This window comes from Arthrobacter sp. NPDC090010, assembly GCF_044748305.1.
Taxonomy (GTDB): Bacteria; Actinomycetota; Actinomycetes; order Actinomycetales; family Micrococcaceae; genus Arthrobacter_E.
This window is the reverse complement of sequence record NZ_JBIVFT010000004.1, coordinates 155,636-173,508: the sequence shown is the minus strand read 5'-3', so window position 1 is coordinate 173,508 and position 17,873 is coordinate 155,636. Positions and strand designations below refer to the sequence as shown.

General features: G+C 69.5%; 12 protein-coding genes. 6 read left to right on the top strand and 6 right to left on the bottom strand.

Translation table 11 applies throughout. The features are described from left to right. Positions 1-9: 9 nt before the first annotated feature. Complete coding sequence (locus ACIPXZ_RS08400; RefSeq protein ID WP_400592326.1) at positions 10-1,776, bottom strand: dolichyl-phosphate-mannose--protein mannosyltransferase; 1,767 nt, start codon at positions 1,774-1,776, stop codon at positions 10-12. A 68-nt stretch (positions 1,777-1,844) separates the two neighbouring features. On the opposite strand from ACIPXZ_RS08400, the gene rsmI reads away from it, so the two are divergent. Further along, the gene (gene rsmI, locus ACIPXZ_RS08395) at positions 1,845-2,702 is read left to right on the top strand and encodes a 16S rRNA (cytidine(1402)-2'-O)-methyltransferase (protein WP_400592324.1); all 858 of its coding nucleotides are present in this window, start codon (positions 1,845-1,847) and stop codon (positions 2,700-2,702) included. 245 nt (positions 2,703-2,947) lie between these two features. Continuing rightward, entirely contained in the window at positions 2,948-4,435 is a 1,488-nt protein-coding gene (locus ACIPXZ_RS08390) for an NAD-dependent succinate-semialdehyde dehydrogenase (RefSeq protein ID WP_400592322.1), read from the top strand. A 137-nt stretch (positions 4,436-4,572) separates the two neighbouring features. Here the strand turns inward: ACIPXZ_RS08390 and ACIPXZ_RS08385 are convergent, their stop codons facing one another. The 3 genes from ACIPXZ_RS08385 to ACIPXZ_RS08375 are packed head-to-tail and all read right to left on the bottom strand — an operon-like array spanning position 4,573 to position 9,408. Further along, entirely contained in the window at positions 4,573-6,930 is a 2,358-nt protein-coding gene (locus tag ACIPXZ_RS08385) for a transglutaminaseTgpA domain-containing protein (protein WP_400592319.1), read from the bottom strand. Beyond that, the gene (locus ACIPXZ_RS08380) at positions 6,923-8,335 is read right to left on the bottom strand and encodes a DUF58 domain-containing protein (RefSeq protein WP_400592316.1); all 1,413 of its coding nucleotides are present in this window, start codon (positions 8,333-8,335) and stop codon (positions 6,923-6,925) included. The genes ACIPXZ_RS08385 and ACIPXZ_RS08380 overlap by 8 nt, the downstream gene beginning before the upstream one ends. Beyond that, on the bottom strand, positions 8,332-9,408 hold the full coding sequence (locus tag ACIPXZ_RS08375; protein WP_400592314.1) for an AAA family ATPase: 1,077 nt from the start codon (positions 9,406-9,408) through the stop codon (positions 8,332-8,334). Before ACIPXZ_RS08375 ends, ACIPXZ_RS08380 begins: the two co-directional genes overlap by 4 nt. 114 nt (positions 9,409-9,522) lie before the next feature. Between ACIPXZ_RS08375 and ACIPXZ_RS08370 the strand changes: the two genes are divergently transcribed. The 4 genes from ACIPXZ_RS08370 (at position 9,523) to ACIPXZ_RS08355 (ending at position 14,221) form a co-directional block, all read left to right on the top strand. Further along, positions 9,523-10,467 carry a TatD family hydrolase gene (locus ACIPXZ_RS08370; RefSeq protein ID WP_400592311.1) on the top strand — a complete coding sequence of 315 codons (945 nt, stop codon included), beginning with the start codon at positions 9,523-9,525 and terminating at the stop codon, positions 10,465-10,467. Between the two features lie 328 nt (positions 10,468-10,795). After that, positions 10,796-11,965, top strand: a complete 1,170-nt coding sequence (locus ACIPXZ_RS08365) for a transglycosylase family protein (protein WP_400592308.1) — start codon at positions 10,796-10,798, stop codon at positions 11,963-11,965. A gap of 436 nt (positions 11,966-12,401) precedes the next feature. After that, the gene (gene rsmA / locus ACIPXZ_RS08360; protein ID WP_400592305.1) at positions 12,402-13,292 is read left to right on the top strand and encodes a 16S rRNA (adenine(1518)-N(6)/adenine(1519)-N(6))-dimethyltransferase RsmA; all 891 of its coding nucleotides are present in this window, start codon (positions 12,402-12,404) and stop codon (positions 13,290-13,292) included. Next, entirely contained in the window at positions 13,289-14,221 is a 933-nt protein-coding gene (locus tag ACIPXZ_RS08355) for a 4-(cytidine 5'-diphospho)-2-C-methyl-D-erythritol kinase (protein ID WP_400592302.1), read from the top strand. Before rsmA ends, ACIPXZ_RS08355 begins: the two co-directional genes overlap by 4 nt. A gap of 32 nt (positions 14,222-14,253) precedes the next feature. Here the strand turns inward: ACIPXZ_RS08355 and ACIPXZ_RS08350 are convergent, their stop codons facing one another. Both ACIPXZ_RS08350 and ACIPXZ_RS08345 read right to left on the bottom strand, forming a co-directional pair. Next, positions 14,254-16,056 (bottom strand): ABC transporter ATP-binding protein, encoded by a 1,803-nt coding sequence (locus ACIPXZ_RS08350; RefSeq protein ID WP_400592299.1) that lies wholly within the window; start codon positions 16,054-16,056, stop codon positions 14,254-14,256. After that, entirely contained in the window at positions 16,053-17,828 is a 1,776-nt protein-coding gene (locus ACIPXZ_RS08345; RefSeq protein WP_400592296.1) for an ABC transporter transmembrane domain-containing protein, read from the bottom strand. The genes ACIPXZ_RS08350 and ACIPXZ_RS08345 overlap by 4 nt, the downstream gene beginning before the upstream one ends. Between the last annotated feature and the right edge of the window lie 45 nt (positions 17,829-17,873).

Here is a 17,873-nt window from a genome sequence, read left to right as displayed (position 1 = left end):
TGACGGACGTCAGATCCAGGAGGGCATCCACATGCGCAGATGCCAGTCGTTGTAAGTGATGGTCTCGGCGGTCCAGATCGGGTAGAAGAACGCGGACAACAGCAGCACCCCAGCCAGGAAGACCGCCACCACCATGAAGCCGGCTCTCCGCCGCCATGGAGGGTCGTGCTGCGAACCGAGAATCAGTCCCAGTGCATAGCAGAGGGCCAGGATCAGGAACGGTTCGAAGGACACCGCGTAGAAGAAGAAGGTGGTCCGTTCCGGGTACATGAACCAGGGCAGGTAGCCGCCGGCCATTCCGGCCAGGATGGCGCCCGCCCGCCAATCACGGCGGCCGGCCCAGGCGAAGAGGATCACCAGGAGTGCCAGGGCGGCGCCCCACCAGATGAGGGGGTTGCCGACGCTCAGAATGGCCTCGGAGCACTTGCCGTTGCCGCCGGGGCAGGACGGGGACTGGTAGTAGAAGGAGGTGGGCCTGCCCAGGACCAGCCAGGTCCAGGCGCTCGCCTTGTACGGATGATCCGCGCTCAGGCCTTGGTGGAAGGCGTAGGCCTGGAGGTGGTATTCCCAGAGCGAGCGCAGCGCGGGCGGAAGCCAGCCGACGCCTTGGCCGGGGTTCTGTTCGGCCCAGTGCCGGTTGTACGCATTACTGCTGAGGAACCAGCCCGTCCAGGTGGAGAGGTAGACCAGGGCCGACGTCCCCAGGTAGAGGAAGAAAGCCGGAATGCCGTCCCGGACCACCCCGGCCAGAGCCCAATGCCGGATTCCGGCCACCCGGCGCGCATTCATGTCCCACAGGACCATGAGGAGGCCGAAAACGGCCAGGAAGAACAGCGCCGACCATTTGATGCCGATCGCGGCACCCATGGCCGCCGCGGCCGCCAGGCGCCACCAACGGAAGCCGAGACGCGGCCCCCAGAGCAGCGCGGTGGACGGTGGGACTCCGTCGTGCCCCACGGAGGAGAGGCGGGCCAGACGGATCGCGAGCCGCCGTCGTCCGTCCTGCCGGTCCAGCAGAAGACAGGCGAAGACCACCAGGATCCAGAACTCCAGGAAGATGTCCAGAATGCCGATGCGCGACATCACCAGGTGGGTGCCGTCCACGGCGGTCAGAAGACCGGCGATTGTCCCGAGCACGACCGAATTGAAGAGTTTGTGGGCCACGAACGCCATCAACAGGATGGACAGCGTACCCACCACCGCCGAGGAGAATCGCCAGCCGAAGCTGTCTCCGGGCCCGAAGAGATCCATGCCCCAGGCGATCATCCACTTGCCGAGCGGCGGATGGACCACGTACTCCGGGGTGTTGAGGAGCTGGCTGGGATCGCCTTGGTTGAACGCGGTATTGGCGTCCTTGGCCCAATTGCGTTCGTAGCCGGACTGCAGGAGCGAGTAGGCATCCTTGACGTAGTAGGTCTCGTCGAAGACGAGGGAATGCGGCTCGCCCAGACGTACGAAACGGAGCACGCCGCCGAGGGCCGCAGTGAGGATGGGGCCGAGCCAGAACCAGAGACGCAGACTGGGCGGGTAATCCCGCCAGGATCGCACCGGGCCGCTCAGGCGTTCCAGCAGCGCCTCGCGAGTGAAGGCCGTCCGAGGATCGGTCACCCAGCCGGTGCCTGACGGACGCCTGCGACGGCGGCGTGGACGGCTGACGACGGCCGTGGAGGCGGAGGCCGCAGGCGATGGTCCGGGGCCCTGGGGTGCCGGCGTCGCTCGGGTCGCCGCACCGGCGCCTGCCTTGACGCCCGGCGGGGCCTGATCGCTCTGGGTCACGTAGCCATGCTACCGGGAGGAGACGACGGCGGAGGGTGCCGGGTGCGCCGCGTACTACGCTGGAGGGCATGGCTGATCGTGTAGTGCAGGGAGAAGGGCGAGTGGTCCTGGCGGCCACCCCGATCGGGAACCTGGGAGACGCATCGCCTCGCCTGTGCGAACTTCTGGAGAGCGCCGATGTGGTGGCGGCCGAGGACACCAGGCGCCTGCACCGCTTGGTTCAGGGATTGGGCCTCACCATCACCGGGCGGGTCATCAGCTATCACGAACACAATGAGCGCGAGCGGGCCGAGGAACTGCTGGAGCTGGTCCAGGAGGGGCAGACGATCCTGGTGGTCTCGGACGCGGGCATGCCGGCCGTCTCGGACCCGGGCTTCCGGCTCGTGTCCGCCGCCGTCGACGCCGGGGTGCTGGTCACCGCCGTCCCGGGTCCGTCCGCCGTTCTCACGGCTTTGGCGCTTTCCGGGCTCCCGACCGACCGGTTCACCTTCGAGGGATTCCTGCCGCGCAAGGCGGGGGAGCGGCTCTCCTCGCTACGGGACCTGTCCGCCGAGCGGCGCACCATGGTGTTTTTCGAGGCACCTCACCGCTTGGCGACCATGCTCGCTGCGCTTAGCGAGGTCTTCGGCGCGAACCGCCCGGCGGCCGTCTGCCGGGAGCTGACGAAGACCTATGAGGAAGTGATCCGCGGTGGTCTGGGCGAGCTCGTGGCCTGGGCCGAATCGGGTGAGGTCCGCGGGGAGATCGCTGTCGTGGTCGGGGGCGCGGGCGAGCCCGAGGCGAGCCGCCCCGAGGACCATGTCGACGCCGTGTCCGCCCTGACCGCGGGTGGCATGCGCCTGAAGGAGGCGGTCGCCGTCGTCGCCGAGACCCAGGGTTTGAGCAAGCGGGAGCTGTACCAGGCGGTCCTGTCCGCGCGGAGCTGACCCCTTTCCGGCTCGCGAGATGCCAGTTGAGCACAGTCCGGAGCCTGAGCACTGTGCTCAACTGGCATCTCGCGAGGAAGGGTGGCTGACGGCTCCGGGGTGCGTTGGGCATTTGCACAGTGAAACCGGGGATCGCTAGTGCACCTCTGCGTAGACGTGCGTCACAGTGCGGCGATAGCTTGGCAGGGAAGGGTCTTCTGGAAGGCCCGTTGGACCCCCGTACCCCAAGCACGAAGGAGTCACCCATGACTTCCGCGATCACCGCAGAGCGCGAGGCAGAGCTGCTCGCCAAGGTTCCCACCGGCCTGTTCATCAATGGCGAGTGGCGGGCCGCTTCGACCGGCAAGACGTTCGACGTCGAGGACCCGGCCACGGGCAAGGTGCTGCTGAGCATCGCCGACGGCACGAGCGAAGACGCCATGGCCGCCCTCGACGCCGCCGACGCCGTGCAGGCCGAGTGGGCTCGCACCGCTCCCCGTGAGCGTGCTGAGATCCTGCGCCGCGCCTTCGATCTGGTCACGGCCCGCGCCGATGACTTCGCGCTCCTCATGACCCTCGAGATGGGCAAGCCGCTCGCCGAGGCACGCGGAGAGGTCACCTACGGCGCCGAGTTCCTGCGCTGGTTCTCCGAGGAAACCGTGCGCGACTACGGCCGCTACCTCACCACTCCCGAGGGCAAGAACAAGATCCTCGTGCAGCGTAAGCCGGTCGGCCCCTGCCTGCTGATCACCCCCTGGAACTTCCCGCTGGCCATGGCCACCCGCAAGATCGCCCCGGCCATCGCCGCCGGCTGTACCATGGTGATCAAGCCCGCCAAGTTCACCCCGCTGACCACCCAGCTCTTCGTGGCGACCCTGGTCGAGGCCGGTGTCCCGGCCGGCGTCGTCAATGTCGTCTCCTCCTCCAGCGCCTCCTCCATCTCCGGCCCGATCATGAAGGACTCCCGCCTGCGCAAGGTCTCCTTCACCGGTTCCACCGCCGTGGGCAAGCGCCTGATCGCGGACGCCGCCAACAACGTGCTCCGCACCTCCATGGAACTCGGTGGCAACGCCCCGTTCCTGGTGTTCGAGGATGCCGATCTGGACAAGGCCGTGGAAGGCGCCATGGCGGCCAAGATGCGGAACATGGGCGAGGCCTGCACTGCGGCCAACCGCTTCCTGGTCCACGAGTCCGTGGCCGAGGAGTTCACCGCGAAGTTCTCCGCCGCCATGGCCGCCCTGAACACGGGCCGCGGCACCGAGACGGAGACCAACGTCGGCCCGCTGATCGACTCCGGCGCCCGTGACGACGTTCACGCGCTGGTCACCGCCGCTGTCGAGGCCGGCGCGACCGTGGCCACCGGTGGTGCCCCGGTCGAGGGTGAAGGCTACTTCTACGCTCCGACCGTGCTCAGCAACGTCCCGAACGACGCCGACATCCTCCTCAACGAGATCTTCGGCCCGGTCGCACCGGTCACCACTTTCTCCTCCGAGGAGCAGGCCATCAAGCTGGCGAACGCGAGCGAGTACGGCCTGGCGTCCTACGTCTACACCCGCGACTACGCCCGCATGTTCCGCGTGGCCGAGCAGATCGAGTTCGGCATGGTCGGCTTCAACGCCGGTGTCATCTCCAACGCCGCGGCCCCGTTCGGTGGCGTGAAGCAGTCCGGTCTGGGCCGCGAAGGCGGCGCCGAAGGCATCGCCGAGTACACCACGACGCAGTACATCGGCATCGCCGACCCGTACGCTGTCTGATCTGCGTTATCTGATCCGCGCTGTCTGACCCGCGCCGCCGGATCCCGGCGGTTCGAGCCGGGATTCCCCGGCTGACCCGAAGGGCCCCACTGCTGCCAGTGGGGCCCTTCGGGCTTGACGGACCGGACCGGTGGGCCTCAGCGTCGTCGTGAGCGGAACAACGACGGCGGCAGCCAGCGTGCGGCGAAGCGGGCGCCGGGACGCGCCTGCCCGCGCAGCTCCCGGTCCACGACGGCCAGCTGCTCGGCGGAGTGCCGAGCCTGCTCGCCGTCGTCGTCCGCCGTGTCGTCCGATGCACCGTAGCGGGTCAGCTCGTAGTCCCTGACCAACTCGGCGACGGCCGTCCGCCCGCCTGTGCTGAAGGGTTCCGCCAGCCGGGAACCGAAGGCGCGCGGAGTGTCCGGAGCCCGGGCGGCCGCTCCGTAGTCGGCGGCCGTGGCCAGCAACTCCTCCATCGCACCGATCCGGACCGCGCCCGGTGGCTGGGCCGCCGTGAGCCGCCGCCGTCGTTGCACGGTTCTCAGGATCCGCGGGGAGACCGCCAGAAGAATCAGCACGAGCCCTGCTCCGGCCCAGAATCCGATCTCCGGCCAATCGATGTCCTCTCCCCAGGCGGACGGCCGGACCGGGGCAGCCTGCGCACTGGGGGATGCCGTCGGCGAGGCGCTCGCGGTGGGCGCTGTGGCACTGGAGGTGGCACGCGGCCTCAGCTCGTCAGGCGTATCCAGCGCGGACCCGGCGGAGCTGGGATCGAAGGCGTAGTCCGGGACCACGCCGCGCGAGGGGGTCGGCTCGAACGGGACCCAGCCCGCACCCACGAGGTAGATCTCGGGCCAGGCATGCGCGTCCTCGGCCGAGACCGTGTACTCGCGCAGGGAGGGCCGGGCCGGATTGCCGTCACGGACCGCACCCGTGGGATGGCCGGGGGCGTATCCGACCGCCACCCGGCTGGGAAGCCCCAGCACCCGGGCCATCACGGCCATGGCTGTGGCGTAGTGGATGCAGTACCCGCTCTTCGCGGTCAGGAACTGGGCGAGGACGTTCATCCCCGTGCCGTCGTAGCCGTGATCCGCAGGGGCCGTCAGGGAGTAACTGAAATCGGCGCTCCTCAAGTACTTCTGGAGTGCCAGGGCCTTGTCGAATTCGGTCGAGGCCGAGCCGGCGACCTTCTGAGCCGTGTCCCGGATGATGGCCGGGACGTTTCCCGGCAGCTCCTGGAACCGGACCGGGACGCTCGGCCCCTCCGGATACAGGGCGCGCAGGCTTTCGGCGGTCCAGTTCGGGACGACCGAATGGGCGACGTACACCTCTCCTGCGCTGGTGCCGTCAGCGCGGTTCTTGATCGAGAGAGTGTCCGGATCGAAGCCCCAGTTGCCTTTGGCGCCGACCACGCTGACGGTGTCTTCGGGAACGGGCAGGTACGGACTGCTGAAATCGCGGGTGGTGACCTCGGTCAACGCCATCTCCGAGCGGGGGCCGAAGAAGGCGGCGGCGGTGGGGGACTGGAGCTGCAGGATGTCGTCCTGGAGCGACTTGTCGCGGTTCTCCGGACCCCAACGGTCCCCGCTGAAGGAGTCGATGGTGGTCAGCCGGAGATACGGTGCCGACTTCGCCGTCGTGAAGTAGCTGATCGCGGTTCCGTTGCCTCCCTGCCGCAGATTCGAGTTGAGTGTCAGGAGCGGGTTGAGGCCGTTGCTGCGGCCGAGGGAACCGAGACGCGAACCCTGTGGGAAGAGCCCCTCGGTGAAGCCCGGGATCGCAGTGGGGATCACCAGAGCGACGACGACGGCGGCCGCGCCGAGGATCACGGCCCGTCCCGGGCCGCGGGCGGCGATGCGGAAGGCGGGCCCCGGACCGGATGCCTCGGCGAGCCGGTCGGCGGTGCGCTGAGCCCGGCGGGTCCCGGCGAGTGTCATGGCGAAGAAGAACGCGGAGCCGGCGAACGGCCAGAGACCGACACTGGTGTAACTGAGGAGGGCCGGGACCAGCAGTACCGCCAGGAGCGGCAGGGCGACGGCCATGGGCGCCCGGGCGCGCACCGCCAGCCAGTCGGCGAGCAACGCCAGAAGGCCCAGGATGGACGCGCTGAGGAATGTGATCCCCGGCCGGGCATTGGCCGGGACGACCTCGTGCTGGAGAGTGTCCACCGCCTGCGCCATCAGCTCCCAGAACAGCCCCCAGCTCCGGGCGGTCGGGATGATTCCGAGGAACGTGGTCCCGGAGAAGAAGAACAGCAGCAGGGTCGCGCCCAGGGCCGCCAGACCGAGCAGGAAGGACGCCCACGGGCCGGAACTGATGAAGCGGCCGGCCGCTGTGGCGACCGTGACCGCCAGAAGGCAGCAGAGCACGGGCAGATACCAGGACCAACCGAAAAGCACCGATGACAGGCTGGCGGCCGCCGACGCGAGGGCGAGGCTCGAACTGACACCGACCGGAAGCCAGGCCATTGCGAGCCGCCCCCGCACATCGACGACCCTGCCCGCAGCCTCACTCACGGGTCCTCCTGGAAGAGGATGCGGACAGCGCCGTGACTCCCGGGGAGGTGCGTTCCAGGTGCCCCACGGGGGAGTCCGGACGGGCCCAGAGGACACTCCAGCCTCCGGCTTCCAGCATTTCCCGGACCGCCTGTGACGGAGCGGACGGCCAGCACGAGAGGACCGTGCCCCTGCCTTGGTGAACGCCGGTCTCCCAGGACGACTCCAGCCCCGGCCCGGAGAGCAGCACTGCCGCGAGTTCGCGGGCATCCGCCTCCAGTACCTTGCCGGTGAACACCGTCACCTGGCCGGCGGACGGTCCGGGATGAAGTCTCTCGCCGGCGTCGTCCAGTTCCACTGCCGCGAGGGGCCCGGGAAGCAGCTCACGGGCTTCCGGCGCCGCGAGCAGTTCCAGATGGGGATGGGGTGCGCTGCGTGAGTGGAGGAAGGCGGGGGATCCCGTGTGGTCCAGGACCCGCAATTCGTGGCCCTGTGAACTGAGTGCGGTGGCCAAGGAGAGGAAGGTCCTCACCTGCCACTCGAAAGTCACCGTGGTGTTCAGTCTCGAGGCGGCCGGGGGGACGGGGAACGGCGCCAGCTCGCCACCGCTGTGACAGCTCCTGCGACGGTCCAGGATCAAGGTGATCCTGGGGAGGGCGCCACCTTCCTCCTGCCGGACCATCAGTTCGCCGCGCCGGGCCGTCGATGGCCAGTGCACCCTTCGGAGGGCGTCACCCTGGCGATACTCCCGGACGGTCACGTCGTTCTCGCTGGCGCTTGCGAACCAGGTGGCTGAGCGGCTGGCTCCGGCGCCCGAGCCGCTCAGCCCCCGGAGCCGGTGGAGCAGCTCGGGGTCCGGTTCGGACAGCGCGGGCGCGACGGTCAGCTCCGTGCCGGGATCCACGCGATGCCTCTGCCAGGCGAGATTGAACGGGTCGCGGAACTCCGCGCTCACCCCGCCCAGCGTGAAAAGTCCGCGGTGTGGCGGACTCAGGACGTACTCGTAGCTGGAGACCGGTCCGCCGCGTGCGGCACGGGACGGGTAGTGGAACCGCGGTGCGCCGCCAAGCTCCGGCGGCAAGGCTTCCAGCATGGTCGATTCGGCGGACGATGCGGTCGAGTGTGCGAGCCGGGACAAGCTCCCCGCCCGTTCCGAGGCGATCTGCTCCACGTGCAGACGCACGGTGGTGCTGCCACCCTCACGGGCCGGGGCGGGGGTGGCATCCCTTGTCACGGTGAAGCGCGGATGACGGCTCCGGACGCCGACGACGGCGATCAGCGGAAGTGCGAGCAGGAAGACGGACAGGGTGAGCAGATCGCGTCGGCCCAGCAGCCAGGCTCCGCCGAGGCACAGGAGCCCGACCACGATGAACCCGAGACCGCGACGGGTCAGATATCGTGCAGGATTCAGACGCCCTGCGTTCACGGCACACCGGCCCGGTGATTCCAGGAGCCTGAGTCTTCCGGGCCGAGCTGAGCACGGCGCGCGGCCGACCGTCCGGAGGCCGGATCGGCAGGGAGTCGCTGCAATATCTCGGCGAGAATCGTGGCGGCGTCGCGCCCGCCCAGGGCCGCCCTGCGGTCGACCAGAAGACGGTGGGCGAGCACGCTCTCGGCGACCGCGACGACGTCGTCGGGCAGCACGTGATCCCGGCCGTCCAGCGCGGCGCGGGCCTTTGCCGCGCGCAGCACGTGCAGCAACGCGCGGGGGCTGGCCCCCAGATTGATCTCGGGATGCTCCCGGGTGCTGCGGCCGAGGTCCACGACGTACTCCCGCACCGGATCCGAGACGAAGACGCCGTGGACGGTCGCGATCATGCGGCGCAGCCGGGCCGTGTCCGTGACGGGCTCCAGCCGCTCCAGCGGCGAACGGTTCTGATGGCTGGAGAGCATGTCCAGTTCGGCGGCCCGATCCGGGTAGCCCATGGAGATCCGTGCCATGAACCGGTCCCGCTGGGCCTCGGGCAGGGGGAATGTCCCCTCCATCTCCACCGGGTTCTGCGTCGCGAGCACCATGAACGGCTCGCCCAGGGGATAGACGCGTCCGTCCACGCTCACCTGGCTCTCCTCCATGCACTCCAGGAGAGCCGACTGCGTCTTGGCGGAGGCCCGGTTGATCTCGTCGCCGATCACCAGATGGGCGAAGACCGGCCCGGGCCGGAACTCGAAGGACCCTGTTCCCTGGTTGTACATCGACACTCCGGTCACATCGGAGGGCAGGAGGTCCGGGGTGAACTGTATCCGCGAGACGGTGCCGTGCACGGCACGGGCAAGGGTTTTGGCCAGCATGGTCTTGCCGACGCCGGGGACGTCCTCCAGGAGCAGGTGCCCCTGTGCCAGAAGCACTGTCAGGGCGATCCCGGCGGTCTCCTCCTTGCCGTCGATCACGCTGTTGACGGCTGCGAGGATGGCTCTTGCCGTGACCGCGAAGTCCTCCAGGGGCAGCGGGCTCTCCTGCCCGGTCGCCGGCGCGGCCCCATTCGCTCCCGTACCTGTCACGTCATGACCTCCCACGCTTGACTGCGAGCCCCCAAACAGCGGCCGACGTCGTATGACGCAGCTCACTTTCACCTCAGCCTACTCACTGCTGTGCGCTCGTCATAGGGTGGATGCATGTGTGCTTCCGAGACTCCGTCCGCCTACCTTTCCGACGACGTCGACGGCGGTCCCACCGGGGGTGACGGTCAGGCGCGTTCGTCGAAGGACGAGTCCGGGCGCAAGCGCAAGCTCGAATATCCGCCGGCTCCGGAGCCTCTGGCCGTTCCGGTCATGGACAACCACACCCATCTGAATTTCCGGGACGGTCTGGTGGAGGTCTCCGTCAAGGACGCTCTGGACGCGGCTGCTGCCGTGGGAGTGCAGGGTGCGGTGCAGGTGGCTTGCGATCTGGAGTCCGCCCGGTTCACGGTCCGGGCGCTCGACGAGGATTCTCGCCTCCTCGGGGCCCTCGCCATCCATCCGAATGATGCTCCGCTGTATGCCGGGCGAGGAGAACTGGAAAGCGCGCTGGCCGAGATCGAGACCCTGGCCGCCCATCCGCGGGTCCGTGGAATCGGGGAGACCGGGCTGGACTATTTCCGCACCACCGGCGAGGAGGAGCAGAAGATCCAGCAGTACTCGTTCCGGCGTCACATCGACATCGCCCGGCGGCTGGGCCTGACCCTGCAGATCCATGACCGGGATGCCCATGATGACGTGGTACGGATTCTCTTGGAGGACGAGCAGCCGCCTCGGGTGGTGTTCCACTGCTTCTCCGGGGACGAGACCCTGGCCGCCATCTGCAACGAGCACGGCTGGTTCATGTCCTTCGCCGGGCCGGTGAGCTTCAAGGCCAACGACCATCTGCGGGCGGCCCTTCGGCTGGCGCGCCGGGACCTCATCCTGGTGGAGACCGACTCACCGTTCCTGACACCTCATCCCTTCCGGGGGAGGCCGAATGCGAGCTACATGATCCCGTACACCATGCGTGCCATGGCGGCCGCCGTGGATGTGGACCTCGACACATTGTGCGCCGCCGTCGCCCAGAACACGGTCGACGCCTACGGCAGCTGGGACTGATCCGCGATTCCCCGCGCTTCGGCGGCTGATCGGTGGCTGAACAGGGGAGACGGCCTGGATCGCGTCGTCGCCGCGCTGAATCAAGCGGGGAGAACGTCCGGTTTCCTTATCATGACCGTTCTTTTCCGGCGAATTTCAGGGCTTGGCTGATTTATAACGCTTCGGTTACAGTGGATGCCAGATAGCCGGGGTCGGGGAAGGCCTGCGGACGAAAACACTTCGTTGTGAACCATGGCGAGGAATGCGTTGCTGATGCACGCCCGCCATCAGGTCAAGCCTTTCGAGGCCCCGTTCCCCGTGCCCGGACGCACAAGTAGTTTGGGTAGTAGTGAACAGAATCTTCGCAACCGACGGCAAGTTCAGTCCCGTCAAGGTCGGTGTTCAGATTGCGGTCGTCCTGGCACTCGTCGGAGGTCTCCTGGCCTTCGTGGTGAACAACAAGACCGTGAAGATCAACCTCGACGGCCGTGTGAGCTCCGTCCAGACCTTCGGCGGAGACGTCGCACAGGTTGTGAAGAGCGCAAACATCGACGTCGCGTCCAAGGACCAGGTGATTCCCTCCCTGGAGAGCTCCGTTCAGGACGGCACCGAAGTCCGTATCAACCGCGCCAAGGCCGTGGATGTCACGCTGGACGGCTCCGCCCGTCAGGTCGACACGCATGAGAGCACCGTCGGTGGTCTCATCAAGCAGCTCGGCGTGAAGGACAGCTCGCGGGTCTCCCTGCCGGCCGATGCGACCCTGGACGTCCAGGGCACCACGCTGAACATCTCCACCCCGAAGCCTGTCACCCTGATCGTGCGCGGCAAGGGCAGCAAGCTGACCACCACCGCCGCCACCGTCGCGGATGTGCTGAAGGAAGCCAAGGTCACGCTCGGCAAGAACGACGTGTCCGCCCTTCCGGCCACCGCTCCGATCACCCCGAACATGACCATCAAGGTCAGCAACGTGGACAAGAGCCGGACCGCCGTGGTCAAGGACAGCATCCCCTTCGACGTCGTGAAGACGAATGCGCCCGATCTTGACAAGGGCACCGAGAAGGTCACCAAGGAAGGCGTGGCCGGCAGCGTCGAGAAGACGTACCGCCTCGTGATCGTGGACGGCAAGGAAGCCACGCGCACGCTGGTCACCAGCAAGGTCGTGGCTGAGCCTGTGGACCAGGAGGTCAAGGTGGGAACCAAGGAGGCTCCGGCCCCCACCCCCACTCCGGCAGCAGCGTCCGGCGGATCCAACACCGGTGCAGCAGCCCCCGCCGCGGTCAATTCAGGCATGTGGGACCGCATCGCTCAGTGCGAGTCCACCGGCAACTGGTCCATCAACACGGGCAACGGCTACTACGGTGGCCTGCAGTTCGACATCCAGACCTGGCTCGGTGCCGGTGGCGGCGCCTACGCCCCGAACGCCAGCCTGGCCACCCGCGAGCAGCAGATCGACATCGCCAACCGGGTCTACGCCGAGCGCGGCCTGTCCCCGTGGGGTTGTGGCTGGGCCGCCGGATAGGCAGCACAGAACTCTGACGACGACGGCGGCCGGCACCTCCCCACGGAGGCGCCGGCCGCCGTCGTCGTGCTGTGTGGAAGGCGAGATGGATTGCAGGCCGCCGCACCGGTCTCCCTGAGTCCGCTGCCGAGGGTGTGCTCCGTGAGTCCGCTACTGAGGCTGGTTTTACCTGGGCCCAGCTGGCCGAGTCCGCTACCGGGGGCGTGAGTCAGCTACCCCGGATAGCTGATTCACGCCCCGGATAGCGGACTCGGCGGTGTGGTTCGCCGAGTCCGCTACCGGCGTCGGTTTCTGGGCCGAGCCCGCTAGGCGCGTGCCATTTCGCGCACTGAACGAGCGAGGTGGCACGTAACCAGCGAGTTCGCGCCCCGGCGAGGCCAGGGGCCAGGCCCACTGGGGCGGAATCCACCGGGAGCGGACTCGGTAGGATTGGACGGTGACTGACGCAGCAGAGAGCCCCGAAACCGGACCCGCACCCAAGCCTTTGCTCGGGGCGGCGGACATCCGGCGCCTGGCGGGGGAGCTCGGCGTCCGTCCCACCAAGACCCTGGGCCAGAACTTCGTGATCGACGGCAACACCATCCGCAGGATCGTCGGCGCCGCTGAACTCGACCCCACCGAGACCGTGCTGGAAGTAGGCCCGGGGCTCGGCAGCCTTACGCTCGGCCTCCTGGACGCCGCCGCACACGTCGTCGCAGTCGAGATCGACCCGGTGCTCGCAGGCAAGCTCCCCAACACCGTGGAGGAATTCCGGCCCGGCGCAAGCGGACGATTCACCCTGATCAACCAGGACGCCCTCAAAGTCACCGAGCTGCCGCATCAGCCGACGGCGCTCGTGGCCAATCTGCCGTACAACGTCGCGGTTCCCGTGGTGCTCCACCTGCTGGAGCATTTCCCGTCCCTGCGTCACGGCCTGGTGATGGTCCAGGACGAGGTGGCCGACCGTCTTGCCGCCTCCCCGGGTTCCAAGATCTACGGCGTGCCGTCCGTCAAGGCCGCCTGGTACGGCACCATGCGCAAGGCGGGTGTGATCGGCATGAACGTCTTCTGGCCCGCCCCCAAGATCCATTCCGGGCTCGTGGCCTTCGAACGCCAGGAACAGCCGGAGACGCGAGCCAGCCGCGAAGAGGTCTTCACCGTCATCGATGCGGCTTTCGCCCAGCGCCGCAAGACACTTCGCGCCGCGCTGTCCTCCTGGGCGGGGAACGGGGCGGAGGCGGAGCGGCTGCTCCGTCTTGCCAACGTGGATCCGAGCGCCCGCGGTGAGGTCCTGGACATCGCCGCGTACATCAGGATCGCCGAAGCCCGGATCCCGATGCAGGCATGAGCACGGTGCCGCGGTCGGTCCTCGCCTCCGCCCCGGGGAAGATCAACGTCTCTCTTCACGTGGGACCGCTCCGCGAGGACGGTTATCACTCGCTGGCGAGCGTCTTCCTTGCGGTGTCCCTGCGCGAGGAGGTCCGGGCGTCCCTCCTGGAGGAACCCGGCATCGAGGTGGCCCTCGCGCCGGAGAGCGCGCTGGACGTGGATCCGGAGACCATCCCGTTGGACGGGAGGAATCTGGTCCATCAGGCCGCCGCCCTGCTGGCCTCGCACTGCGGGCTGGAACCGGCCGTGCGTCTGGAGATCGTCAAGCGGGTCCCGGTGGCCGGTGGCATGGCGGGCGGTTCCGCCGATGCGGCCGCGGCGCTGGTGGCCTGCAACGCCCTCTGGGAATGCGGCCTGAGCCGGGAGGAGCTGGCCACTCTGGGTGCCCGGCTCGGGGCGGACGTGCCGTTCTGCCTGCTCGGCGGTGCGGCGGTGGGTCTGGGGGTCGGCGACCGGCTCACCACGGCCCTGGTGCACGGTGAACTCCACTGGGTGGTGGTCCCCGCCGCGTTCGGCCTGTCCACCCCGGAGGTGTTCCGCCGCCTGGACACCCTCCGTGAGGCCGAGGGTTTCGACGCCCCGGAGCCGGACTCCGTGGATGCGGCGATCCTGGCCGCGCTGCGCACCCCGGACAGTCACGTGCTCTCCACGCTCATGGTCAATGATCTGCAACGGGCCGCCCTCGACCTGGCCCCCGGGCTGCGCGACGTGCTCGGGCTGGGGGAGTCGCTGGGCGCCCTCGCGGGGATCGTGTCCGGCTCCGGCCCCACGGTCGCGTTCCTCTGTGAGGATACGACGGCGGCCCGGGCCCTCGCGGACGGCTTCAGTCACCGCGGTCTGGACTCGTTCGTGCTCACCGCCCCCTCTCCGGGCGCCTACGTGCACTAGGCCTCCGTGCAGCAGGCCTGCGTGCATCAGGTCTACGGGCACTGAGCCTCGGCGCCGGGCCCGTCCGGGTCCCAGCCCTTCCAGAGCCGGGCGTAGGCGCCACCGAGGTCCAGCAGCTGCCGATGGGTGCCCTCTTCGACCACACGTCCGCCCTCCATCACGAGAATCCGGTCGGCCTCCCGTGCCTGGGAGAGACGGTGAGCGATCGTGATCGAGGACCGGCCGTCCAGCACGCGGCGGGCCGCGTGATCGAGCAGCCGCGCCGCATCGCTTCCGGCCTCGGCGGTCGCCTCGTCGAGGATGACGACCTCGGGGTCCAGCAGCAGGACGCGGGCCAGCGCGAGCTGCTGGCCGTGCGCGGGCGGCAGGGGACGGCCCCCGCCGCCCACCGTGGTGCCGAGACCTTGGGGGAGCGCCGCGATCCAGGTCTGGGCGCCGACGGCTTCCACCGCACGGAGCACATCGCTCTCCGTGGCGCCGGGCCTGGCCAGGAGGAGGTTCTCGGTGATGGTGCCGGTGAAGAGATGGCTCTCCTGCGAGAGCAGCGCGAGGCGGCGCTGGGGCAGTTCCAGGTCCGCGACGTCGGTGCCGTGGAACGTGACCGCGCCGGCCCGGGCGGGGCGGAGCCCGGTGAGGACGGAGGCGAGCGTGGACTTCCCGGAGCCGCTGGCCCCGACGATCGCAAGCTTCCGTCCCTGCTCCAGGCGCAGGCCGACGTCGTGCAGGACATCGGGCCCGCCGGAGTAGCCGGCCGAGAGCCCTTCCGCGGCCAGCAGAGTGGTCCGAGTGGCGCTCTGCGTCCCGGCCACGTTCTTCCGAGGGGCCGTGGGTTCAGCGGGGAGCGGGCCTCCGGGTTCCTTGCCGCCGATCCCCACCAGCCGGGCCAGCCCGGCCCCGGCGCGCTGGATGTCGTCGAAGACCCCCAGAACCGTGTTGAGGGGATCGAAGAGCGCCGCGAAGAACAGGGCCGCCGTGGTGGCCGCGCCCACCGTGGCCAGCCCCGCATGGACCAGGAGGAACGCGGTCAGCAGGATCGCGCCCAGACCGGTGAACTCGGCCAGGTTGAGGCGGCCGTAGAAGCGCGTGGCCGTGCGGGTCGCCTCGAATTCGCAGTCCATGGACTCCAACGAGGCTTCGGTGATGCGCCGGTGCTGCCGGCGGCCGAGGCGGAGCGTCCGGAGGGTGGGAAGCATGGTGAACCCGGTGAGAAGAGCCGCCGCGCGTCGGCCGTCGGCCGCGCGGCCCGCGGCGTAGACAGGGCCGGAGGCTCGCAGATACCAGCGGAGCGTGTGGATCTGGAGGGGCACGGCGGCCAGTCCCGCGACCGCGAACCTCCAGTCCAGCGCGGCCAGCCCGGCCAGGGTGGACAGGATGGCCAGCGCGGCGCCCACGAAGCTGCCGACGGCGCCCGTGGCGGCGTCGGTGACCAGCTCGGCGTCGCCCGAGACCCGCGAGACCAGGTCGCCCGTGCCGCCGGTCTCCACCGCGTCGATCGGCAGTTCCGAGGCCGCCGCGACCACGTCCTCCCTCAGCCGGGCCACGGCGGGAAGGATCAGACGGGCCAGGAGGACGGCTGAGGCCCAGCCGGCGACGGCCGCTCCCACCGCGGCCGCCCCCAGCAGCAGCACGGGTGCCCAGAGCCGGGTGAGGGGTCCATGCTCGGAGACGATCTGCGCGATCCAGCCGATGGCCACGGGGCCGGCCAGTCCGAACACGCTGTCGAGGATCATGACGGCCAGGGTGAGGCTCGTCAGGCGTGCCCGGCCGCGCAGCAGCGACCGGAGCCGGGCGCGGACCTCGGAGGGAGCTGCGACGGGCAGCAGGACGGGCGTCACCGGGCCACCGCTTCCCGGTAGGCGGCGTCGGATGCCAGGAGGTCACCATGGGTGCCTTCCCGGAGGGCGCCGTCGTGCAGGAACAGCACGTGCTCGCAGCGCGAGAGCCAGGCCGGACTGGTGGTGACCACCATGGTGGTATGTCCCGCCCGGAGCCATCGTACGCGCTCGGCGATGCCGTCCTCGGTGACCGGGTCCACGGCGGTGGTGGGGTCGTGAAGCACGAGTGCGGGGGACTCCGCCGCGAGCGCCCGGGCGAGGACGAGACGCTGCCGTTGCCCGCCGGAAAGCCGTTCACCGCGGTCCCCGACGGGCGATGCCGCTCCCTGGGGCACCACGTCCAGGAGCTGGTCGACGGCGGCGGCGCGGGAGGCCCGGCGGATGGCCTGCGGATCGAGGGTCAGCGCGCCGAGGTTCTCCCCGATGGTGCCGGGCAGCAGGGCCGCCTCATGCAGGGCGACCAGCAGGCCGTGGCCTCCTGCACCCGGCTCGCGGTCCCGGACGTCCACGCCGTCCAGGAGGACCGCTCCGTCACCGGCTTCCTCCTCCCGGGCGAGCAGGCCCGTCAGGCTTGTGGCCGTGATCGCGGATCCGCAGACGACGCCGGTGAAGCTCCCGGGCTCCAGGCGCACGTCCAGCAATGGCCCGCCCACCGGGTGAAGCCCGCGCAGGTCCAGCACGCCGGGCCCGGCCGGAGTGCCGGGGAGCCCGGGCGTGTCCCGCCCGGACGTTCCGGGTGCGAGGGTCAGGATCTCCTGGATGCGGGCTGCCGAGGCCAGAGCCCGGGCCTGGGCGGCATGCGCGGCGGACAGGACACCCAGCGGCCCCGCCAGGAACTGTGCCAGGCCCAGCGCGGAGATCAGGGCGCCCAGGCTGAGCTGCCCCTCGAGCGCCAGCATCCCTCCCAGCCCGGCGACCACCGAGAGGTAGAGGCCGGTGAAGAGTGCATGGAGTGAGGTGGGGAGGGCCCCGGCCGAGGCGGCGGAGAGCGCGGCCGTGGAGGCCTCCTGGCTCAGCCCTCGGTAGCGTGCGACGGCGGCACGCTGGGCTCCGATGCCCCTGAGCACCCGGAGCCCACGCACGATGTCCTCGGCGAAGCCGGTGGCCTGAGCCTGCCGGTCCTGTTCGACGGCGCTGCGGCGGCCCAGGAGGCGGGTCGCCAGCCTCTGGACGGCGAGCAGCGCGAGGGTGCCGAGGAGGATGACCGCTGCGAGCACGGGGGAGTAGCCGAACAGGAAGACCGAGGCCGCGATGAGCGCCACCACCGCTGCGATGGTGGAGGCGACGACGCCGGCGAAGGCGCCGACGCGGTTGGCGTCGCTGGAGGCACGGGTCAGCAGATCCCCCGGCTGGAAGCCGTCGCCGCAGGCTCCCCGGTGTGCGGAGCCGAGGACGATGCGCCCGGCGAGGGACAGCCGTGCCTGATGCGCGGCGTGCTGCTTGGACCGCATGCTCGCACGGGCCCCGAAGCGATAGGAGAAGGAGAGGAACACGAAGTCCGCCGCGAGCACGCCGAGCCAGAGGGCGATGGACAGGGGTGTTCCCGTGGGTCCGATCGCCTGGCTGATCGTGGCGCCGATGATCACGGGGACAAGGGCCTCGCCCAGCTGGTGGGTGCTGTACAGAACGGCCGCAGCGGCCAGGTCCCGGGGCCGGGAGAGAACGGTGCGCCAGAGCAAGGCCGCGCGGGAGGTCGCGGGGGGAGCCGACGGCGAGGAGGCCTGGGGAGACGAGCGCTCCGGGGCGGTCTGCAATCCGGGGTAAGAAACCACCCATCAAGGTTAGGATCACCTAAGATATGACGTAAAGACATTACT

What these genes read in the sequence shown, in the direction of transcription:
- ACIPXZ_RS08370 (WP_400592311.1), top strand. Translation starts at nt 9,523, where the DNA reads ATGTGTGCTTCCGAGACTCCGTCCGCCTACCTTTCCGACGACGTCGAC.
- ACIPXZ_RS08355 (WP_400592302.1), top strand. Translation starts at nt 13,289, where the DNA reads ATGAGCACGGTGCCGCGGTCGGTCCTCGCCTCCGCCCCGGGGAAGATC.
- rsmI (WP_400592324.1), top strand. Translation starts at nt 1,845, where the DNA reads ATGGCTGATCGTGTAGTGCAGGGAGAAGGGCGAGTGGTCCTGGCGGCC.
- ACIPXZ_RS08390 (WP_400592322.1), top strand. Translation starts at nt 2,948, where the DNA reads ATGACTTCCGCGATCACCGCAGAGCGCGAGGCAGAGCTGCTCGCCAAG.